The organism is Rhizobium sp. LC145, assembly GCF_001005825.1.
Classification (GTDB): Bacteria; Pseudomonadota; Alphaproteobacteria; order Rhizobiales; family Rhizobiaceae; genus Neorhizobium.
The window spans coordinates 2,501-22,445 of the sequence record NZ_LBHV01000008.1; the positions used below are offsets into that span (position 1 = coordinate 2,501).

The following is a 19,945-nucleotide window of genomic DNA, read 5'->3' on the forward strand; positions in this document are numbered from 1 at the left end:
TTGCATCGCTTCGATGAAGCGCATGCCTGTTCTGCAAAAATCGTGAAGAGAAGATTGATCTGGAGGCTTCCAGGTGTTTTGAACCGCAAGGTTCAGGACGTCCGATGCCGGTTCCAATGATGTCGTTGATGGCCTAGCCGGCCGGATACGAAAGAGGGATCGGAGTAGGTAGGAAGCTTGTCACTCTGGATGTTCAATTGTTGACCAGATGTTTGGGTAGGCCGATAGGCCGTCGCCAATCGTTTGGCGCCCCCGCGGAGCGAGGACCGAAAGGTCCGGACGCGCGTGAGCGAAAAGATCTCTGATGGAACATCGGATGGCCGTTGCCTGACCGCGCGGTCCCGGATTTGATCTCGAGAAGCTGGTCTTAAGATAGACTGCAAGCGAGCTGCTCGGCGTAGCTCCAATAAAGCAGATCTATCGAACACGTCGATGGCATCATGAGATGGCGGGGTTGTAAAGGTAGCCCTGTCTCTGGCTGGCGAGCGGCATAGGAAACTAGACCGTATTGTCAGATTTGGTCGCCCTTCGAGCGCAAGCGAGAAGGACAGGCTGACCAAATCCAGTAAATGATGAGCATTGGCAATGAGAACGATTAAGTGTCGTAAGGGCATTTGGTGGATGCCTTGGCATGCACAGGCGAAGAAGGACGTGATACGCTGCGATAAGCCGTGGGGAGCTGCGAATGAGCTTTGATCCATGGATCTCCGAATGGGGCAACCCACCTTAAATGCTTGGAAAATTTAAGTCGTGCTTCGGTACGGCTTAGGTTTCCAAGCATTGTGATAAGGTATCTGCACCTGAATAAAATAGGGTGTAAGAAGCGAACGCAGGGAACTGAAACATCTAAGTACCTGCAGGAAAGGACATCAACCGAGACTCCGCAAGTAGTGGCGAGCGAACGCGGACCAGGCCAGTGGCAATGAGGAATAAAGTCGAACGCTTTGGAAAAGGCGGCCGTAGCGGGTGATAGCCCCGTAGACGTAGAACACTCATTGTCCTTGAGTAGGGCGGGACACGAGAAATCCTGTCTGAACATGGGGAGACCACTCTCCAAGCCTAAGTACTCGTGCATGACCGATAGCGAACAAGTACCGTGAGGGAAAGGTGAAAAGCACCCCGACAAGGGGAGTGAAATAGAACCTGAAACCGGATGCCTACAAACAGTCGGAGGGCGCAAGCCTGACGGCGTACCTTTTGTATAATGGGTCAACGACTTAGTGTAACTAGCAAGCTTAAGCCGGTAGGTGTAGGCGCAGCGAAAGCGAGTCTGAACAGGGCGATATAGTTAGTTGCATTAGACCCGAAACCGAGTGATCTAGCCATGAGCAGGTTGAAGGTTGGGTAACACCAACTGGAGGACCGAACCCGCATCTGTTGCAATAGATTGGGATGACTTGTGGCTAGGGGTGAAAGGCCAATCAAACTCGGAAATAGCTGGTTCTCCGCGAAATCTATTTAGGTAGAGCGTCGACCGAATACCCCCGGGGGTAGAGCACTGGATGGGCTATGGGGACTCACCGTCTTACTGATCCTAACCAAACTCCGAATACCGGGGAGTACTAGTCGGCAGACACACGGCGGGTGCTAACGTCCGTCGTGAAAAGGGCAACAACCCTGACCTCCAGCTAAGGTCCCCAAGTCATGGCTAAGTGGGAAAGGATGTGAGGATCCCAAAACAACCAGGATGTTGGCTTAGAAGCAGCCATCATTTAAAGAAAGCGTAACAGCTCACTGGTCTAAATAAGGGTCTTTGCGCCGAAAATGTAACGGGGCTGAAGCCATGCACCGAAGCTGAGGATGTGTGCTTGCACACGTGGTAGCGGAGCGTTCCGTAAGTCTGTGAAGGCGGACCCGTGAGGGCTGCTGGAGATATCGGAAGTGCGAATGTTGACATGAGTAACGATAAAGAGGGTGAGAGACCCTCTCGCCGAAAGACCAAGGGTTCCTGCTTAAAGTTAATCTGAGCAGGGTTAGCCGGCCCCTAAGACGAGGCAGACATGCGTAGTCGATGGGAACCACGTTAATATTCGTGGGCCTGGTGGTAGTGACGGATCGCGAAAGTTGTTCATCCTTATTGGATTGGGTGGGCAGCGGGGCGGTTCCAGGAAATAGCTCCACCGTATAGACCGTACCCGAAACCGACACAGGTGGTCAGGTAGAGTATACCAAGGCGCTTGAGAGAACTATGTTGAAGGAACTCGGCAAATTGCACGCGTAACTTCGGAAGAAGCGTGACCCCTTTTTACGCAAGTAGGAAGGGGTGGCACAGACCAGGGGGTAGCGACTGTTTATCAAAAACACAGGGCTCTGCGAAGTCGAAAGACGACGTATAGGGTCTGACGCCTGCCCGGTGCTGGAAGGTTAAAGGGAGGGGTGCAAGCTCTGAACTGAAGCCCCAGTAAACGGCGGCCGTAACTATAACGGTCCTAAGGTAGCGAAATTCCTTGTCGGGTAAGTTCCGACCTGCACGAATGGCGTAACGACTTCCCCGCTGTCTCCAACATAGACTCAGTGAAATTGAATTCCCCGTGAAGATGCGGGGTTCCTGCGGTCAGACGGAAAGACCCCGTGCACCTTTACTATAGCTTTACACTGGCATTCGTGTCGGCATGTGTAGGATAGGTGGTAGGCTTTGAAGCGGGGACGCCAGTCTTCGTGGAGCCATCCTTGAAATACCACCCTTATCGTCATGGATGTCTAACCGCGGTCCGTATAGCCGGATCCGGGACAGTGTATGGTGGGTAGTTTGACTGGGGCGGTCGCCTCCGAAAGAGTAACGGAGGCGCGCGATGGTGGGCTCAGACCGGTCGGAAATCGGTCGTCGAGTGCAATGGCATAAGCCCGCCTGACTGCGAGACTGACAAGTCGAGCAGAGACGAAAGTCGGTCATAGTGATCCGGTGGTCCCGCGTGGAAGGGCCATCGCTCAACGGATAAAAGGTACGCCGGGGATAACAGGCTGATGACCCCCAAGAGTCCATATCGACGGGGTTGTTTGGCACCTCGATGTCGGCTCATCGCATCCTGGGGCTGGAGCAGGTCCCAAGGGTTTGGCTGTTCGCCAATTAAAGCGGTACGTGAGCTGGGTTCAGAACGTCGTGAGACAGTTCGGTCCCTATCTGCCGTGGGTGTAGGAATATTGACAGGATCTGTCCCTAGTACGAGAGGACCGGGATGGACATATCTCTGGTGGACCTGTTGTCCTGCCAAGGGCATAGCAGGGTAGCTATATATGGAAGGGATAACCGCTGAAGGCATCTAAGCGGGAAACCCACCTGAAAACGAGTGTTCCCTATCAGGGCCGTGGAAGACGACCACGTTGATAGGCCGGGTGTGGACGTGCAGCAATGCATGAAGCTTACCGGTACTAATCGCCCGATCGGCTTGATCGTTCTCATTGACAATGCTCATCAGGGCGCCCAAAGGCGCCAGTGAGCAGTGAATAGGCAATAGTGAGTAGAGCGAGTTTACTGCGCTATTCCTGCCGACCTCACAACCAAAGACGTGTTCAAAACCAATCACGACCGACCAATCACTGTCGGAGTGAACCAGCTTCTCAAAACAACATTGCCCTTAATCGACCTGGTGGTCATTGCGGGGTGGCTGCACCCGTTCCCATTCCGAACACGGCCGTGAAACGCCCCAGCGCCAATGGTACTTCGTCTCAAGACGCGGGAGAGTAGGTCGCTGCCAGGTCTATTAAAGGCAATGCCATCCAAGGATGGATAACAATCTTCTCAACACGAAACCGACGGCCCTCAAGCCGATCAATGGGGCCGCCAAAAAGCGGCCCTTCGCCGTTCAAAGCGCATGATGATGCGGATTTATCAAAACCGTATCGCGGTGAGCAGGCTCGGAGCAGCCCGTTCGACCGGCAATCGATCCACCGGATCGATCGCTTATCGGTCTCACCTCGTCAGGCAAGCCTGACTTCGCTCCCGGGCACAATTGCCCGTATTCTTGGTGACGCGGGGTGGAGCAGCCCGGTAGCTCGTCAGGCTCATAACCTGAAGGCCGCAGGTTCAAATCCTGCCCCCGCAACCAAGTCCTCCTGAAATCTCTTGTTATCGATCGCTGGCGCGAAGACTTCATCTTCGCTGGCGATGGTAGCTCCTCGTCCTGCGGACCATAACCTGAAGGCCGCAGGTTCAAATCCTGCCCCCGCAACCAAACAAAAAAGCCCGCCTCGCGCGGGCTTTTTGTTTGCTAGCCGGTCGAGATTTTAGCCCCTCAGCGCCCGCAAGGAGGCCAACCCACCCAGCGGCACAGAAAACTCCAAAAGCCCTCCCCCCGCAACCAAATCATCCAAGAAATCCACTCAAAGCCCGCCACGCGCGGGCTTTCTGCGTTCTACCGCAAGCGCCGCGCGCCGACTAACCAAGCGACTGTCGCAATCCGGCCTCGCCCAAAAGGCGACCACCCCAGCAACCTCCTTCGGATTAAAACGCAAATGGATATGAAGGCATCGCGCATCCCCGTCCGGTAGGTGCCCGCTCCCGTCCCATCCCGGCTGCCCACGGTATCTCAAATTCCGTCTATAACCTTTGGCCGTCCGCGCCAAAAAGATGAAGGGACGAGGGGTCAAAACCGAGCGGGATACTCTCCCCGATCCGAACCCCACGCTGGCCATCCAGCACAAGCGTCACGCTTTCGCCGCTCTGCTTGCCGGCATAGACAACCGTAGAGCCTCCAAGGTGCTCCACAAGCTGAACAATCCAAGTACCCAGTGAGACGCCACCCCCCGCAATACTCAAATGCTCCGGCCGCAGACCAAAGGAAAGGGGGGCATCATCCTTTGTCGATAGGGCTCGGTCGAGAACGATTTCCTGCCCCGCGACTTCGATCGTACGGCGGGAAGAATCCTTCTCCGATAACCGGGCATCCAGGAAATTCATCTTCGGTGAGCCTATGAAGCCCGCGACGAATTGGTTGGCCGGATTGTTGTAAAGATCGAGCGGGCGACCGACCTGCATGATACGGCCTTCGCGCAGGACGACGATCTTGTCGGCCATGGTCATGGCCTCCACCTGGTCATGCGTCACGTAGATCATCGTGCTGCCGAGCGTCTGGTGGAGCTTGGCGATCTCGACGCGCATCTGCACGCGCAGTTCTGCGTCGAGGTTCGAAAGCGGCTCGTCGAAAAGAAAGATCCTGGGTTCGCGCACGATGGCGCGTCCGATCGCGACACGCTGACGCTGGCCACCGGACAAGGCCTTCGGCTTGCGGTCGAGAAGCGCTGTGATCTGCAGGGTCTCGGCCGCCCGATTAACGCGCGTTTGGACTTCCTGCTTCCTGTAGCCGGCCGTCTCCAGCCCGAAAGCGAGATTCTTGTAGACGCTCATGTGCGGGTAGAGCGCATAGGACTGGAACACCATGGCGATGCCACGCTTGGAGGCAGCCGTTTCGTTGACCCTTTCGCCGTCGATGTGCAACTCTCCACCGGAAATCTCTTCCAGTCCGGCTATCATGCGCAGAAGCGTGGACTTGCCGCAGCCCGAAGGCCCGACGAAGACGACGAATTCGCCCGCCTCTATCTGCAGGTCGATCCCGTGAATGATCGTCAACGCCCCGAACCGCTTGACGATATTCTCGAGCACTATGCTGCCTGCCATTGAAACTCCTCCATCTCGTCTTCCGGCCGAGCTGCGATCGACCTAGGGGCGCCAGCTCGTATATTTCGGGTGCCCCGCCGCGATCGGCAGCGCGACGTCGGCGCCAGTGTCGCTTGAATGATAGATCGCGGTCACCAACTCCAGCGACCGACGCGCGTCGATGCTGGTCACCGGCGGTCGCGCGCCGGCTTCAAGGGCATGGTGGAAAGCCTCCATCTGGCCGCTGAACCGACGGCTGACCGGCGGCAATCCGCTCAGCAGCTTGTCAATTTTGCCGCCGATTTCCGCATTCGCAGGAATGATCCGCCAAGGACCGTCGCCGGGCGAATAGGCTCCATGGGTGCTTTCGAAGGTGACGTTCTCGAACGCGACCCTGAGCCGGCTTATTTCTTCCTGCGAGCCGAGCGTTGCGGTGACCGAGACGAGGCCGCCGTCCTGCATCAGGAGGCTTGCGGAGACGCAGTCCTCGACCTCGATAGCGTTCACCCTTGTCGCGGTGCGCGCGAATACCCGCTGAACCGGACCAAGCAGATAGGTAATCATGTCATGCAGATGGATCGCGTGGGTCATCAACACGCCGCCAAGCTCGGTCGCCCAGCGCCCGCGCCAGGGATTGTCGTAGTAGACGGCATCGCGCTTCCATAGCGTCTCGGCAGTCGCAACGTAGAGTTTTCCGGCAAGCCCGCTTTCGATGACGCGGCGGGCCTGGGCAACGCCATCGCCATAGCGGTATTGAAAGATCGGCATCAGGATGCCGGCTGCCTTCTCCTCGGCGCGGATCACCTCGTCGACCTCGGCAAGCGAGCCGGTGAGCGGCTTTTCGCAGACGACATGCTTGCCGGCGGCAAGCGCCTGCAGGATAAGCGCGGTATGGATCGCCGGAGGCGTGCAGATGTCGATGATGTCGATATCCGGCATGGCGATCAGCTCGTCCGAAGACCGGATCCGGCGAGGGACGGAAAATTCGTCGGCCATGACATTCAGCCGCGTCTCGTCAAGGTCACATAGCGCCACGACCTCGAACTTGTCGGGGTGAGGAAGATAGCCCTCGACCATGTGCAGCCGGCCGATACCGCAGCCGATGATGCCGATCTTGTAGCGCTTAGGCATCGGTCCTGCCTTCGGCGAGCGTCTGTGCTTTCAGTGCGATTTCCATGGCTGCGAAGCAGCGGGCCTGCGGCATGGCGGTTTCGGTGCGGTTACGGATGTCTGAGAGAAGCTGGGCTCCATAAGGCAACGGCATATCGGAGCAGTCGATATGGGTGACGCCCTTGGCGTCGGTCAAAAAGAGATGGTCACCGCCTGGCCTGCCGGCCACATCGACATATTTCCTGAGCTCGATCATGCCTTCCGTGCCGGTGATGAACAGGCGCCCGTCACCCCAGACGGGCAGGCCTTCCGGCGTGAACCAGTCGACGCGGATGAAACCGTTCGCGTCGGCCGTCGCCAGATGGATGTCGCCGCTGTCCTGGACGCCCGGCCATTGCTGATGCGCCCGGTTCGCCACCCGCGCCGAGAGGATTTCGGCCGTATCCGAGCCGGTGAAAAACAGGAACTGTTCGCATTGGTGGGAGGCGATGTCGACCAGGATGCCGCCATAGCGTTCACGTTCGAAGAACCAGGAAGGCCGGGTTTTGGGACGCATGCGATGCGGCCCGAAGCCTGCTGTGGAGACGACCTTGCCGATGGCACCGGCTGCGACCAGCTCGCCAGCCTTCACCGTGGCGCGATTTTCGAAATGCTCAGAATAGAGCACCGAGTAGATCCGGCCGGTTTCCGCCTGCACCTTCCGCAATTCGGCGAGCTCTTCGAGCGTCACCATGCCGGGTTTGTCGACCATGACGTCTTTTCCGGCGCGCATGGCCGCAAGGGCGATACCGGCCCGGTCGCCCGGAATGGCTGCGCTAACGATGAGGTCGACCGAAGGATCTTCGATCAGACGCCGTTGCTCTTCGACACGCGGCACTCCGGCATATTTGGCGGCGAACTCGGTGGCGAGGTCATCTTCCTTCGCATGGAAGCCGGCGAATTCGGCACCGGCGTTCAGAAGGCAGTTCACCTGGCCGTAGATATGATTGTGATTGATGCCGACGACGGCAAAGCGAACAGGTTTCATAGACGCACCTTGGTTATCAGCGTTTCATACCGGTGGTGGCGATGCCCTCGATCAGAAGGCGCTGGAAGAAGAGGAAGAACAGAAAGACGGGGACGAGAGAGAGATTGGACATGGCAAAAAGCGCCGTCCAATCGGAACTGCCGGTCGAATCCACGAAGGAGCGCAGGCCGAGCTGGACGGTGTAGGTGTTGATGTCGTTCAGATAGATGAGCGGTCCGAAGAAATCGTCCCAGGTCCAGATGAAGGAGAATATCGCGGCCGTCGCCAGCACCGGCAGCGACAGCGGCAGCATGATCTTCCAGTAGATGCGGAAGGGGCTACAGCCGTCCATCACTGCCGCTTCGTCGAGTTCGCGCGGGATGCCGCGGAAGAACTGCACCATCAGGAAGATGAAGAAAGCGTCGGTCGCCAAGTATTTCGGCACGATGAGCGGCAGCGATGTGTTCACCCAGCCGAGCTCGAGAAAAAGGATGTACTGGGGAATGAGAACCACATGATAGGGCAGCATCAGCGTGCCGAGCATCAGCGCGAACCAGAAGTTCCGGCCTCCGAAACGCAGCCTGGCGAAGGCGAAGGCCGCGAGTGAACAACCGACGACATTACCGATCGTCGCCAGCACCGCGATGAACAGCGAGTTCCAGAAGAACTGACCGAAGCTTACCCGTAGTCCGGTCCAGCCACGAATATATCCACCGAGATCCACCGAGGAGGGGATCAGCGAGGAAGAGCCGAACAATTCCTCCTGCGGCCTCAGCGATCCCGATATCATCCAAAGGATCGGATAAAGCATGGCGAGCGAAAAGAGGATCAGCGCGCCATGCAGAAGAACCGATCGGATCGGTGAACGCTGGCCACCCAAAGATGGGCGCGAAGAAGTGACGGCATCAGTCATCGTAATGCACCCAATAGCGCGCGCTCAGGAACGAGAAGGCGGTGAACAGCGAGATGATGACGACGAGCACCCAGGCGAGCGCCGAGGCATAGCCCATGCGGAAGAAGCCGAAAGCCTCCTGGTAGAGATAGAGCGTATAGAACAAGGTCGAATTGATCGGGCCACCGGTGCCTTCGGAAATAATGAAGGCCGGCGTGAACGCCTTGAAGGCCTCGATCGTCTGGATCACGGCGTTGAAGAAGATGACCGGCGTCAGCAGCGGCAGGGTGATGCGGAAGAACTGCCGCTGCTTGCTTGCGCCGTCGATTTCGGCGGCCTCATACATATCGGCGGGGATCTGGCGAAGCCCGGCCAGGAAGATGATCATCGGTGAGCCGAACTGCCAGATCGACAGGATGACCAGCGTGTAGAGCGAATAGTTGGGATTGGAGATCCAGCTCGGGCCCTCGTATCCGAAGAGTTGCCAGAGGGCCATGTTGACGAGTCCGTCCGAGGCGAAGAGCTGGCGCCAGAGAACCGCGATCGCCACGCTCGAGCCGAGCAGCGAGGGCAGATAGAAAATGGCGCGGTAGAGGGTCAATCCTTTGATGCCGCGGTTGAAGGCCATGGCGATCAGAAGCGCGAAGGCGAGCTTCAGCGGCACCGAAAGCAGGACGTAGAGGAAAGTGACCTTCATCGAGGCCGCGAACTTCGGATCGGCGGTGGCGATGCGCACGTAATTGGCCGCACCCACCCAATCCGGCGATTGCAGGAGGTCGTAATTGGTGAAGGAGAGATAGAGCGATGCAAGCGCCGGGCCGAGCGTCAGGCCGAAGAAGCCGATCAGCCATGGCAGCAGAAAAACATAGGCGTGGATATTGCGATCGAAGATGCGTCGCATGGCTCCCTTTCTCGGGAGAGCCGCAGCGCGGCTCTCCTCAACAAGGGTATCGGAGCGGAAGGCCATGAATCCTACTTCCGTTTGAGAACGGTTTCGGCTTCCTTGACGAGGCGTTCGCCGCCTTCCGCGGGTGTCAGCTTTCCGAAGGCCACTTCCTGGCTCGTGCGGGTCAGCACGAAGGCGAGCTCGCCGGCGCCGGGCGGCGGAGCAGGCGGAAGATCGCCGACCTCCGGAGTAATATCGGCGATGAACTTCACCATGCTCTGGCTGACCTCGTCGAGCTTCGGGGTCAACTGGTCGCGCATGGAGGCCGAGGCCGGAACGCCGCGCTCGACGCCGAGTATGTCGATGCCCTTCGGATCGGCGACGAGGAAGTTGATGAAGCCGACCGCTGCCTCGATCCCCTGGCTTCCGCTGGCGACGCTCATCAGCATGGATGGCTTGAGGTAATGGCCGGATGGCGCATCCTTGCTGATCTTCGGATAGGACGTGACGGAGAGCTTCGCCTTATTGAGCGCTTGATAGCCGACGAACTGGTTGGAATGGGCAAACGCGGTCGCGGCCTTGCCCATCGTCAGCGGATTGGTCTCGATGTTCAGCTGATCGAGCGCCTGGACATCGGCGGGAACGCAGGCGCCGGCTTCACGCATCTTGCTCCACATGGTGAACCAATCGGCAGCATCCTTCGGCTCGTAGCCGAGGCCTCCGTCAGGCGTATAAAGCGATTTCTTGTTCTGACGCAGCCAGTTCTCGAAGCTCGGTTCGAGGCCGCTGGAATCGGCCGTGGCGAAATAGCCGGGCTTCGGCTTGTTCTCGCTCATCTTGGTGGCGTTCTCGGCAAATTCCTCCCAGGTCTGGCCCATGGCGGGAGGCGTGGCGCCGGATTTTTCCCAGGCGGCGGCATCGAAGAACACCGCGCTCGAGTTGACGCCGAGATTGATGCCGTAGAGCTTGCCGTCCACCCGTCCGGAATCGATGTTCATCTGGCCGAAGTCCTCGATCTGGAGGCCTTTGCCGAGATGATCGTCGAGAGGTGCGATCGCGCCGCGCCGCGCATATTCGAAGATGTAACGATAATCCATCTGGATCAGGTCCGGGGCGTTGCGTCCCGCGACCTGTGTGGCGAGCCGTGGCCAGTAATCGCTCCAGCCGGCGAATTCCCCGTCTATGGTAAGATCGGGCTTGACCTCCTTGTAGGCTGCGATGGCCTTGTTGGTTCGATCGGCTCGTTCCTGAGAGCCCCACCAGAGCATACGCAGCCGGGCAGCCTGCGCCAGCGCGGAACCGCCGCCAAGCGTGGCCAGTGAAAGGGCCGCCAAACCTCCGGAAAGCACGCTGCGTCGGTGTAACATCATGGACATTGGCAAACCCTCCCGTGTTGATGCCAATTGATGATGAGAGCAAACGACTATTGCCGTTTTATAACTAATTGGTTACATGGGAACACTGATCAACGTCATTGTCAAGCGGCCGCCGCAGGCAAGATTTAGGGCAAGAGCGAAGCTGCATCGGAATGAGTGAAGCCGTCGGCAAAGAAGAATCGCGCCGGGTGAAGGCGACACAATCGCGCAATCCGGAACGCACGCGTGCCGCCATTCTGGAAGCGGCGCGCCGAGAGGTGGCGGCCAAGGGATTGGCCGGTGCCCGGGTGGATGTCGTGGCGCGCCGGGCAGGCACCAACAAGCGAATGATCTATCACTATTTCGGTGACAAGGATGCGCTCTATCTCGCGGTTCTGGAGGATGCCTACCGGCACATCCGCCATGCGGAACATCGTCTGGACCTAACGAGGCGGGCACCCGGCGAAGGCCTGCGGGAGCTGGCTCTCTTCACCTGGCATTATTTTCTGGATCATCCCGAGTTCCTGAGTATCCTGGCGACCGAAAACCTCAATCAGGCGCGCTATCTTCGCCGATCGGAAAGCATATTGGAGCTGCACTCCAACTTCATTTCCGAGCTTGCGGACGTGCTTCGACGCGGCGCGGAAAGCGGGGAATTCCGCGGCGATCTCGATCCCATCGAGGTCTATCTGACGATCGCGTCGCTGAGCTGCTTCTATCTTTCGAACCGCTTCACCCTGTCGACGATCTTTCAGCGCGATCTGGTCGCGCCGAGCGAGCTCGATCGATGGGGCCAACATATCGCCGATACGGTTCTCGCGAGCGTCAGGCCGCGATAGTCCCGTAGTCTCAAGCTGTTACGAAAGGCTACCTGCCGCAGCATTGCGGCAAGGCTTGCTCCCTTTCACGCCCCGCATGACGGCGGTAACCGTGCAGCAAAATAGTCTTGACAGGAACCGCCCTTGCTATTCACAAATAACCAAACGGTTACATGATGTGAGGAAGGCGGCGCGTGGCCAGGAAGCTGGCTTGTCTCGGGAAGACTCCGTCATGCAGCGTACTGGCGCTCGGTCGATAAGGTGCTGAAGACGATCTTGGAGGGGCCGTCAGGTCTGTTGAGTGATTTCGAGGGAGAGAGAAGCGGCATGTCCAAGGTTCACAAGCGAAAGCGCTATGTTCTGGTCGGCACCGGCAATCGCGGCACGACCATGTGGGGGCGCGACCTTTTGGCGGGATGGGACGAGTTCGTGGAGCTGGTCGGCATCTGCGACGTGAACCTGATGCGGGCGGAGCGCGCGCGCGCGATGATCGGCTCGTCCGCCCCGCTTTATGACGATTTCGACCGCATGATGGCCGAACTGAAGCCGGACCTCGCGATCGTCTGCACGCCGGACGACACGCATGACGACATCATCGTGCGCGCGCTGGAGGCCGGCGCCGACGTCATCAGCGAAAAGCCGATGGCGACCACGCCGGAGAAGATCGCCCGCATTCGCGAGGCGGAGGCCCGCACCGGGCGCCGTGTCGACGTCTCCTTCAATTACCGCTTCTCGCCGACGGCTGCCCGCATCAAGGAGCTGATCGACGAGGGGGCTATCGGAAAGGTCACGTCCGTCGACTTCCACTGGTATCTCGACAACGAGCATGGCGCCGATTATTTCCGCCGCTGGCATGCTTTCACCGGCCGGTCCGGCAGCCTCTTCGTGCACAAGGCCACCCATCATTTCGATCTGCTCAACTGGTTTCTGGATTCTGATCCGGTGGAGGTGAAGGGTTTTGGCCAATTGCTGCATTACGGCCGCAACGGCCCGTTCCGCGGAGCGCGCTGTCGCACCTGTCCCCACAAGGGAGAATGCGATTACTATTTCGACCTCTCGGCCGATCCCTTTCTCGATACGCTCTATGAGGAGCCCTCCGAGGTGGACGGCTATTTCCGGGACGCCTGCGTCTTCCGCGAGGAGATCGACATTCCCGATACGATGACGGCCTCGATCCGCTATGCCAGCGGCGTGCAGGTCTCCTATTCGCTCAACACCTATATGCCGATCGAGGGCCACCATATCGCCTTCAACGGCCATCGCGGCCGCATTGAGATGCGGCAATACGAGAAGCAGCCCTGGACCGAGCCGCCCGCCGACGAGATCCTGCTGGTCAAGAGTTTCGGCGGCGGCGTGGAACGCATCTGGGTGCCGCACGAACCCGGCGGGCATTATGGCGGCGACAACCGCATGCGCGACATGATCTTCAAACCGGGGTCGAACGATCGCCTGCGCCAGCGCGCCGGTTCACGCGCGGGTGCCATGTCGGTGCTCTGCGGCGTCGCGGCGCTGGAAAGCTCGCTCACCGGCGGAGCAACGCAGGTGCAGCCGTTGCCGGCGTGAGGAACGCAAAGAGCTTCGGACAGAAAAATTGCCATCTGCGGTCAGTCATTACGGGGATCTGGCAGGCGGCAGCACCTGCATCGCAAGTCGCATCAGTTCGGCCTGTCGAGAGATGCCGGTTTTTGAGAAGATGCTGGCGAGATGCGTCTTCGCAGTGCTCGGGGCGATATCGAGACACTGCGCGGCTTCCGCAAGCGTCTGCCCGGAGAGAAGGCTCACGAGAAGACGCTTTTCCGCCCGGGTGAGCTGAAACGTTCTGGCAAGCGTGTCGGCAGCGGTTCCTTCATCCGGCGGCGTGCCGATGAAGATCGCAGCGACGGCGTCCGGTTGTACGTCCCTGCGCCGGTTGCTACCGGCCATCGGCAGCACATGGGCGACGATCGGCTGTTCGCTCGGCGCATTGAGGTGCACGGCAAGGCCGGTCGCGCCGATTGCCGTCTCATCTTCCGCCGCCAGCTTTATCGCGGTCCTGAGTTCCCGCGAAGCGGCAGGATTGCGCGCTCTCAGAACGCCGCCGATATCCTGCAGGGTATTGCCCTTGCGCAGCATCTTCTCGGCCGTGCGGTTCGGATAAAGGATGGCTCCGTTTCTGTCGGTCAGCACGACGCCGCAGTCGAGAGCATCGAGCGCTCCGGCGAGATGAATGTTCTCGATTTCCTTGGCCTCGAGAACCCGGCTGATCGTCACCGCCCGTCTCAGATGCGGCAGAAGAAGCGCTGCGAGTTCGATTTCCCGTTCGGTGGCGACGCCATAGCTTTGATGATGCATGACGACGAGTTCGGAAACATGCGTCGGTGTCTGCATCAGAAAAATATGCATTACATCCGCGATCCCGAGCGGACCCAGCACTTCCTTCATGTAGGCGGAGTTGGCCAAGTGTTCCTGCGACAGGTGGCGGGAGGCGATGAAAGGCGTGTCGAGGGAAGGCGACACCGCCAACCACTCCGAAAGCCGCGCATGGATTTCCGCCAGATGCCGGTCGCGGCGCTGCCGCCATTCCGGGGTCCAGCCGACGCTCTTATCGATCAGGAGACGGTCGGTGCGCAAATCGTTGAGAGAAAGAATGATCGATTCTCCCTGGAACACGTCCTTGATGGCAGCGATCGTCGCTTCCCATCGGGATGGGTCGAGAGTGCAGTCGTAAATCATTCCGATCAGCTCGGAGAACTGATGCTCGGGCAGTCGGCTGCTCATGATCGGCCTCCATCCCTGCCCTATCTGCTCTTGTTCAGGTTGCTGCGAGGGCCGGATAGCTCCGTAATTTCTCCTCCAAACGGCTGATGCGCAAGTGTGGGACCCATGGTTGGCTTGCGATGCCCGGCGGGACCCGGCGGGGACAACCGAAAATGCGGGTAAGGGCCGGGTCCTCGGGCACCGTGGAGGCAGCGTCATGTCAATCGCGCCGTCGAGCGCCATGTTCCAATTTCTGATCGCCTACGCGCTTGTCATGGTGACGCCGGGCTCGATCATGCTGGCGACCGGCAGCCTGGCGGCATTTCATGGGATCGGCCGGACCTTGCCTTTCATCCTCGGCATCGGTGCGGGGACGGGTAGCGTGGTGGCATTGCTGGGACTGGCGAGCGGGAGCCTGCTATCCACCGTGCCCCCGGTGCTCCTGCAGCAGGCCGGCGCGGTCGTGCTTCTATGCATGGCGGTAGCCATGATCAGAATGCCCCTTTGCCCGGCAAGCCAGCCGTGTGATTGCAAGGGTTCGTCGCGCGCGTTGGTCGTTGCCGGCGCCATGACCGCCATGTCATCACCGTTTACGCCGGCCTTCGCGGCGAGCATGTTTGCCGGCCCCTGGTTCGAACTGCGCACACCTGCCATGGTCCTCATGCTGGCGCTTGTCATCTGCCTCGCCAATTTGTCCTGGTATTTTCTGGTCGCCGCGATCCTTTCGCGCCCGCCGGCTCGGGCGGTCATATTGCGTCGTCAAGGCCTTTTCCGCGTCGTTGCGGCGGGATTCCTGAGCCTGTTTGCGCTTTCCTCGATCATGAGCTCCCTGGAAATCCGGCCTGGCTTTTGATCGCATCAGCTGCCCGATGCGGAAATTTCCAAATCCGCTCTGGATGGTTTCGATATTTTGCAGCATCATGCAGAATACGAAAATCCCGAAACCATAATGAAAGCCCGGCATGTATCTCACGCATCGGCAGATGGAGATCCTCGAACTCGCAAAGACCAGCGGCCGTGTCATCGTCGAGGATCTTGCCTCCCGGTTCTCCGTGACGCCGCAAACGATCCGCAAGGATCTCAACGAGATGTGCGAGGGGCAGGTTCTCAACCGCATCCATGGGGGCGCCGTTTTCCCGAGCGGCACGGAGAATATGCAATACGAAGCGCGCCGGCAGATCGCCGCCCCGGAAAAGCAGGCGATCGGTGCTGCGGCAGCCGGTCTGATCCCCAACAACACATCGCTCTTCATCAATATCGGCACGACCACGGAAGCGGTGGGGGAGGCGCTCGCCAATCATCACGAGATGATGGTCATTACCAATAATATCAACGTTGCCAATCGTTTGCGGCCGGTTCCCTCGATCGAAGTGGTCATTACCGGTGGGGTGGTTCGAGGGTCGGATGGCGGTATCGTGGGGGAAGCGGCGGTCGATTTCATCCGCCAGTTCAAGGTGGATTATGCGGTGATCGGCGTCTCGGCGATCGACACGGACGGATCGCTCCTGGATTTCGATTTCCGCGAAGTGAAAGTCGCACAGGCCATCATTGCCAATGCACGGCATGTCATCCTCGTGGCTGATTCCACCAAGTTCGAAAGGACCGCCCCCGTCCGCATCGGCCGCATCTCACAGGTCAATACCTTCATTACGGACCATTGTCCCGTCAGCTCCATAAGACGTGTTTGCGCCGAGAATAACGTCGCTTTGGTCGAGACGGGCAAGGTTCACGACGCGTAGTTCGAAGGTTCGATTGACATTCGTATTCTTTCGTTTCTAATGGGTGTCAGTTTCGCTTTCGCGCCCGGCTGGTGTGAAGGGAGGGATTGTGGCGTCTTCGGTCTACGATGTTTTTGTCATTGGCGGCGGCATCAACGGCTGCGGGATAGCCCGCGACGCCGCGGGACGCGGCTATGCTGTCGCCCTGGCGGAAATGAACGATTTCGCGTCTGGAACCTCCTCGGGAGCCACCAAGCTCATTCACGGCGGCCTGCGCTATCTCGAACATTATGAATTCCGGCTGGTGCGCGAGGCCTTGATGGAGCGGGAGGTGCTCTGGGCCATGGCGCCGCATGTCATCTGGCCGTTGCGGTTCGTGCTGCCCTACCAGAAAGGCGGCATTCGTCCGGCATGGCTGATCCGGCTCGGGCTTTTCCTTTACGATCACCTCGGCGGGCGCAAGCTGCTGCCGCCGACGCGCACACTCGATCTGCGGCGCGATCCCGCCGGCCGGCCCTTGAAGCCCGTCTTCGGCAAGGCGTTCGAATATTCCGACGGCTGGGTCGACGATGCGCGGATGGTGGTGCTGAATGCCCGCGATGCGGCCGACCGCGGGGCAACGGTGCTTACGCGCAGCAAGGTCGTTTCCGCGCGCCGTGAAGGCGGTCTCTGGTCGATCTCGGTAAAGGACGGCGCGAGTGGCACGGTCAACGTTCATCAGGCGCGCATGCTGGTCAATGCCTCCGGCCCGTGGGTCGATCAGGTCCTGACGGGCGCCTTCGGCCGCAATGGCGTTCACAATGTGAGGCTTGTTCAGGGCAGCCATATCGTCGTGCGCCGGAAATTCGACGATGCGCGAGCCTATTTCTTCCAGAACCCGGACAACCGCATCATCTTCGCCATTCCTTACGAACGGGATTTCACCCTTATCGGCACGACCGACCGAGACTATGTCGGAGACCCGAAGGATGCGAAGATCAGCGAGGAGGAAATCCGTTATCTCTGCGATGCGGCGAGCGAGTATTTCGCCGAACCGGTGAGGCCGGAGGATATCGTCTGGAGCTATTCGGCGGTCCGCCCCCTTTATGACGACGGAGCCTCGAAGGCGCAGGAGGCCACCCGCGATTATGTCCTGAAGCTCGACGAGGGCGAAGGCGCTCCGCTGCTCAACGTCTTCGGCGGAAAACTCACCACCTATCGCCGGCTTGCGGAACATGCGCTGGAGCGGATCGCCGAGGCGATCGGCGCGAAGGGAGCCCCATGGACGGCGACGAGCCGGCTGCCCGGCGGCGAATTTCCGGTGGATAGTTATCCCGCGCAGGTAAAATCGTTGCGGGCGTCATATCCATTCGTCGAGGAGGCCTACGCAGAGCGGCTCGTCCGTTGCTACGGCACGAGGGCTGCGGACCTCCTCGGTTCGGCGACGACAATAACGGCGCTCGGCCGCAATTTTGGTGGTACGCTCCACGAGGCCGAAGTGCGCTGGCTCATGAAGAACGAATGGGCGCAGACGGCGGAGGATGTCCTCTGGCGTCGCACCAAGCAGGGATTGTTCCTGTCGGCAGAGGAGGCCGCGGGATTGGAGGAATACATGGCGGGGGTTCGGCGCGCCGCTTAGAGCGCGCCCCATCTCCATGCCGGAACCGAGGGTTGGAGGAGGCCCGAGGGATAGATGCTCGAACTGCGTAACGTTTCGAAGATGGTGGGCGGCGAATACCACATTCGCCCGACCGATCTGACATTGCGGCACGGAACACTGAACGTGCTGCTCGGGCCGACCCTCTCCGGAAAGACATCGCTCATGCGGCTGATGGCCGGCCTCGACAAGCCGACCAGCGGCGCGATCTTCTTCGATGGGGAGGATGTGACCGGCGTGCCGGTGCAGAAGCGCAACATCGCGATGGTCTATCAGCAGTTCATCAACTATCCGGCGCTGACGGTTTACGAGAACATCGCCTCGCCAATGCGCATCGCCGGCAAGGATGCCGCAACCCTCGATCGGGAAGTGAGAAAGGCCGCGGACCTCCTGCGGCTCACACCCTATCTCGACCGCACTCCCCTCAACCTCTCCGGCGGCCAGCAGCAACGCACCGCGCTTGCCCGCGCGCTCGTCAAGAATGCCAATCTGGTATTGCTCGACGAACCACTCGCCAATCTCGACTACAAGCTTCGGGAGGAACTGCGCGAGGAACTGCCGAAGATCTTTGCGGCGTCCGGCGCCATCTTCGTCTATGCGACGACCGAGCCTTCGGAAGCGCTTCTCCTTGGCGGCAATACCGCCACCTTGAGCGAAGGTCGGGTGACGCAATTCAGCGAGACGATCCGGGTTTATCGCGAGCCCATCGATCTCATCACCGCCCGGACCTTCTCCGACCCTCCCCTCAACACGATCGATCTTATTCGATCCGGGGACCGGTTCCTCCTCGACGAGCGGATCGCCATTCCGGTGCCGGAGCATCTCCAGGGTATTCCGGAGGGGCCGGTCACGGTGGCGATACAGCCGCATCATCTCCTCCTCGCGCCCGATAACGGGGCGACGACACGGCTCTCGGCGCGCACGCTCGTTTCGGAGATCGCCGGTTCGGAAAGCTTCATCCATCTCGATTTTGCCGGCGCGCGATGGGTCATGCTGACATCCGGCATCCAAAACATCGATCCGGACCAGCCGATCGACGTCCATATCGACACGTCGCATCTGATGGCATTCGACCAGCAGACGGGGCGTTCGCTGGCGCTCGCGCGGCAGGAATAGGGGCGGTCATGGCACGCATCAACCTCGAACATATCCGCCATGCCTACAGCGCGAAGGCTGCCGCGGCGGGAGAATACGCTCTCAAAGAGGTCCATCACGAGTGGGACGACGGCGGCGCCTATGCGCTGCTTGGCCCTTCCGGTTGCGGCAAGACGACCCTTCTCAACATCATTTCCGGGCTTCTGCAGCCCTCGGAGGGACGCATCCTGTTCAACGGCGCCGACGTCACCGGTCTTTCGACGCAGGAGCGCAATATCGCGCAGGTCTTCCAGTTTCCCGTCGTCTACGACACCATGTCGGTGTTCGACAATCTCGCCTTCCCGCTCCGCAACCGCCATGTGCCCGAGGCGGAGGTGAAGCAGCGCGTCGCCGAAATTCTCGAAATGACCGATCTTGCGGGAATGGCGGGACGTCGGGCGCAAAGACTGACCGCCGACCAGAAGCAGAAGATCTCGCTTGGCCGCGGGCTGGTGCGGGCGGATGTCAACGCCATCCTTTTCGACGAGCCGCTGACGGTCATCGATCCGCATATGAAATGGGTGCTGCGCTCGCAGCTCAAGCGGCTGCATCGGCAATCCGGCTTCACCATGGTCTATGTCACGCATGACCAGACGGAGGCGCTCACCTTCGCCGACAAGGTCGTCGTCATGCATGATGGGCAGATCGTTCAGATCGGCACGCCGGCAGAGCTGTTCGAGCGACCTCGCCACACCTTCGTCGGTTATTTTATCGGCTCGCCGGGGATGAACCTGATGCCCGTCGCGGTCGAAGGGGCGAAGGCTACCGTGGGGGATCAGGCGATACCGCTTTCAGGGGTCCCGAAGATCGATGGCGCCAGCAGGCTGGAGCTTGGAATTCGGCCGGAATTCATCGAGCTCGATCGTGTGGGCATGCCGGTCACCATTAACAAGATCGAGGATATCGGACGGCAGAAGATCGTGCGCGCCACCTTCTGCGGCCACGCGCTGTCGATCGTCATTCCGGAAGGCCGGATCATACCGGCCGAGCCGCGCGTGACGTTCAAGCGGGAAGCGATCGGCATCTTCGCCGATTCCTGGCGCGCCGGGATGGAGAGCTGA

At 59.7% G+C, this 19,945-nt stretch carries 14 protein-coding genes, 1 tRNA gene and 2 rRNA genes; 10 read left to right on the top strand and 7 right to left on the bottom strand.

Features of this window, described 5'->3' with window-relative positions; all coding sequences use genetic code 11:
* The first annotated feature begins 593 nt into the window (after positions 1 to 593).
* The 3 genes from YH62_RS20185 to YH62_RS20195 all read left to right on the top strand — a co-directional run bounded on the left by YH62_RS20185 (position 594) and on the right by YH62_RS20195 (position 4,046).
* Positions 594 to 3,394 (top strand): 23S ribosomal RNA (locus tag YH62_RS20185).
* A gap of 189 nt (positions 3,395 to 3,583) precedes the next feature.
* Positions 3,584 to 3,698 (top strand): 5S ribosomal RNA (gene rrf, locus YH62_RS20190).
* Positions 3,699 to 3,969: 271 nt separating this feature from the next.
* A tRNA-Met gene (locus YH62_RS20195) sits at positions 3,970 to 4,046 on the top strand.
* Between the two features lie 491 nt (positions 4,047 to 4,537).
* Here the strand turns inward: YH62_RS20195 and ugpC are convergent.
* From ugpC to YH62_RS20225, 6 genes are read right to left on the bottom strand one after another with little or no spacing between them, the layout of a single operon-like run.
* Positions 4,538 to 5,614 carry a sn-glycerol-3-phosphate ABC transporter ATP-binding protein UgpC gene (ugpC, locus tag YH62_RS20200; RefSeq protein WP_046796090.1) on the bottom strand — a complete coding sequence of 359 codons (1,077 nt, stop codon included), beginning with the start codon at positions 5,612 to 5,614 and terminating at the stop codon, positions 4,538 to 4,540.
* Positions 5,615 to 5,656: 42 nt separating this feature from the next.
* Positions 5,657 to 6,724 carry a Gfo/Idh/MocA family oxidoreductase gene (locus YH62_RS20205; RefSeq protein ID WP_046796091.1) on the bottom strand — a complete coding sequence of 356 codons (1,068 nt, stop codon included), beginning with the start codon at positions 6,722 to 6,724 and terminating at the stop codon, positions 5,657 to 5,659.
* A complete protein-coding gene (locus YH62_RS20210; RefSeq protein ID WP_046796092.1) occupies positions 6,717 to 7,730 on the bottom strand; it encodes a Gfo/Idh/MocA family oxidoreductase in 1,014 nt (337 codons plus the stop codon). Before YH62_RS20210 ends, YH62_RS20205 begins: the two co-directional genes overlap by 8 nt.
* 16 nt (positions 7,731 to 7,746) lie before the next feature.
* Complete coding sequence (locus YH62_RS20215) at positions 7,747 to 8,622, bottom strand: carbohydrate ABC transporter permease (protein ID WP_046796093.1); 876 nt, start codon at positions 8,620 to 8,622, stop codon at positions 7,747 to 7,749.
* Positions 8,615 to 9,568 carry a sugar ABC transporter permease gene (locus tag YH62_RS20220; protein WP_046796094.1) on the bottom strand — a complete coding sequence of 318 codons (954 nt, stop codon included), beginning with the start codon at positions 9,566 to 9,568 and terminating at the stop codon, positions 8,615 to 8,617. The genes YH62_RS20215 and YH62_RS20220 overlap by 8 nt, the downstream gene beginning before the upstream one ends.
* A 5-nt stretch (positions 9,569 to 9,573) precedes the next feature.
* Complete coding sequence (locus tag YH62_RS20225; protein WP_046796095.1) at positions 9,574 to 10,863, bottom strand: ABC transporter substrate-binding protein; 1,290 nt, start codon at positions 10,861 to 10,863, stop codon at positions 9,574 to 9,576.
* Positions 10,864 to 11,015: 152 nt separating this feature from the next.
* Here YH62_RS20225 and YH62_RS20230 point away from each other — a divergent pair, with 152 nt between their 5' ends.
* Together YH62_RS20230 and YH62_RS20235 are read left to right on the top strand one after the other, a co-directional pair.
* A complete protein-coding gene (locus tag YH62_RS20230) occupies positions 11,016 to 11,681 on the top strand; it encodes a TetR/AcrR family transcriptional regulator (protein WP_046796096.1) in 666 nt (221 codons plus the stop codon).
* A 306-nt stretch (positions 11,682 to 11,987) separates the two neighbouring features.
* Complete coding sequence (locus tag YH62_RS20235; protein WP_046796097.1) at positions 11,988 to 13,223, top strand: Gfo/Idh/MocA family oxidoreductase; 1,236 nt, start codon at positions 11,988 to 11,990, stop codon at positions 13,221 to 13,223.
* Between the two features lie 48 nt (positions 13,224 to 13,271).
* On the opposite strand, the gene YH62_RS29155 is transcribed toward YH62_RS20235, so the two are convergent.
* A complete protein-coding gene (locus tag YH62_RS29155; protein WP_052760471.1) occupies positions 13,272 to 14,417 on the bottom strand; it encodes a LuxR C-terminal-related transcriptional regulator in 1,146 nt (381 codons plus the stop codon).
* Positions 14,418 to 14,613: 196 nt separating this feature from the next.
* Here YH62_RS29155 and YH62_RS20245 point away from each other — a divergent pair, with 196 nt between their 5' ends.
* The 5 genes from YH62_RS20245 (at position 14,614) to YH62_RS20265 (ending at position 19,945) form a co-directional block, all read left to right on the top strand.
* On the top strand, positions 14,614 to 15,249 hold the full coding sequence (locus tag YH62_RS20245; RefSeq protein ID WP_046796098.1) for a LysE family transporter: 636 nt from the start codon (positions 14,614 to 14,616) through the stop codon (positions 15,247 to 15,249).
* A gap of 109 nt (positions 15,250 to 15,358) precedes the next feature.
* Positions 15,359 to 16,135, top strand: coding sequence for a DeoR/GlpR family DNA-binding transcription regulator (locus YH62_RS20250; protein ID WP_046796099.1), 777 nt, complete (start codon positions 15,359 to 15,361; stop codon positions 16,133 to 16,135).
* An 85-nt stretch (positions 16,136 to 16,220) separates the two neighbouring features.
* Positions 16,221 to 17,732: a glycerol-3-phosphate dehydrogenase gene (locus YH62_RS20255; RefSeq protein ID WP_137326783.1), complete on the top strand. Its 1,512-nt coding sequence runs from the start codon at positions 16,221 to 16,223 to the stop codon at positions 17,730 to 17,732.
* 54 nt (positions 17,733 to 17,786) lie between these two features.
* Positions 17,787 to 18,866 carry an ABC transporter ATP-binding protein gene (locus tag YH62_RS20260; RefSeq protein WP_046796101.1) on the top strand — a complete coding sequence of 360 codons (1,080 nt, stop codon included), beginning with the start codon at positions 17,787 to 17,789 and terminating at the stop codon, positions 18,864 to 18,866.
* Between the two features lie 8 nt (positions 18,867 to 18,874).
* Positions 18,875 to 19,945 (top strand): ABC transporter ATP-binding protein, encoded by a 1,071-nt coding sequence (locus tag YH62_RS20265; RefSeq protein WP_046796102.1) that lies wholly within the window; start codon positions 18,875 to 18,877, stop codon positions 19,943 to 19,945.

Excerpts from the sequence above, each read along its gene's own strand:
- YH62_RS20260 (WP_046796101.1), top strand. The coding sequence starts at position 17,787 with ATGCTCGAACTGCGTAACGTTTCGAAGATGGTGGGCGGCGAATACCAC.
- YH62_RS20225 (WP_046796095.1), bottom strand. The coding sequence starts at position 10,863 with ATGTCCATGATGTTACACCGACGCAGCGTGCTTTCCGGAGGTTTGGCG.
- YH62_RS20210 (WP_046796092.1), bottom strand. The coding sequence starts at position 7,730 with ATGAAACCTGTTCGCTTTGCCGTCGTCGGCATCAATCACAATCATATC.
- YH62_RS20250 (WP_046796099.1), top strand. The coding sequence starts at position 15,359 with ATGTATCTCACGCATCGGCAGATGGAGATCCTCGAACTCGCAAAGACC.
- YH62_RS20215 (WP_046796093.1), bottom strand. The coding sequence starts at position 8,622 with ATGACTGATGCCGTCACTTCTTCGCGCCCATCTTTGGGTGGCCAGCGT.
- YH62_RS20245 (WP_046796098.1), top strand. The coding sequence starts at position 14,614 with ATGTCAATCGCGCCGTCGAGCGCCATGTTCCAATTTCTGATCGCCTAC.
- YH62_RS20220 (WP_046796094.1), bottom strand. The coding sequence starts at position 9,568 with ATGGCCTTCCGCTCCGATACCCTTGTTGAGGAGAGCCGCGCTGCGGCT.
- ugpC (WP_046796090.1), bottom strand. The coding sequence starts at position 5,614 with ATGGCAGGCAGCATAGTGCTCGAGAATATCGTCAAGCGGTTCGGGGCG.
- YH62_RS20230 (WP_046796096.1), top strand. The coding sequence starts at position 11,016 with ATGAGTGAAGCCGTCGGCAAAGAAGAATCGCGCCGGGTGAAGGCGACA.
- YH62_RS20205 (WP_046796091.1), bottom strand. The coding sequence starts at position 6,724 with ATGCCTAAGCGCTACAAGATCGGCATCATCGGCTGCGGTATCGGCCGG.
- YH62_RS20235 (WP_046796097.1), top strand. The coding sequence starts at position 11,988 with ATGTCCAAGGTTCACAAGCGAAAGCGCTATGTTCTGGTCGGCACCGGC.
- YH62_RS20265 (WP_046796102.1), top strand. The coding sequence starts at position 18,875 with ATGGCACGCATCAACCTCGAACATATCCGCCATGCCTACAGCGCGAAG.
- YH62_RS29155 (WP_052760471.1), bottom strand. The coding sequence starts at position 14,417 with ATGAGCAGCCGACTGCCCGAGCATCAGTTCTCCGAGCTGATCGGAATG.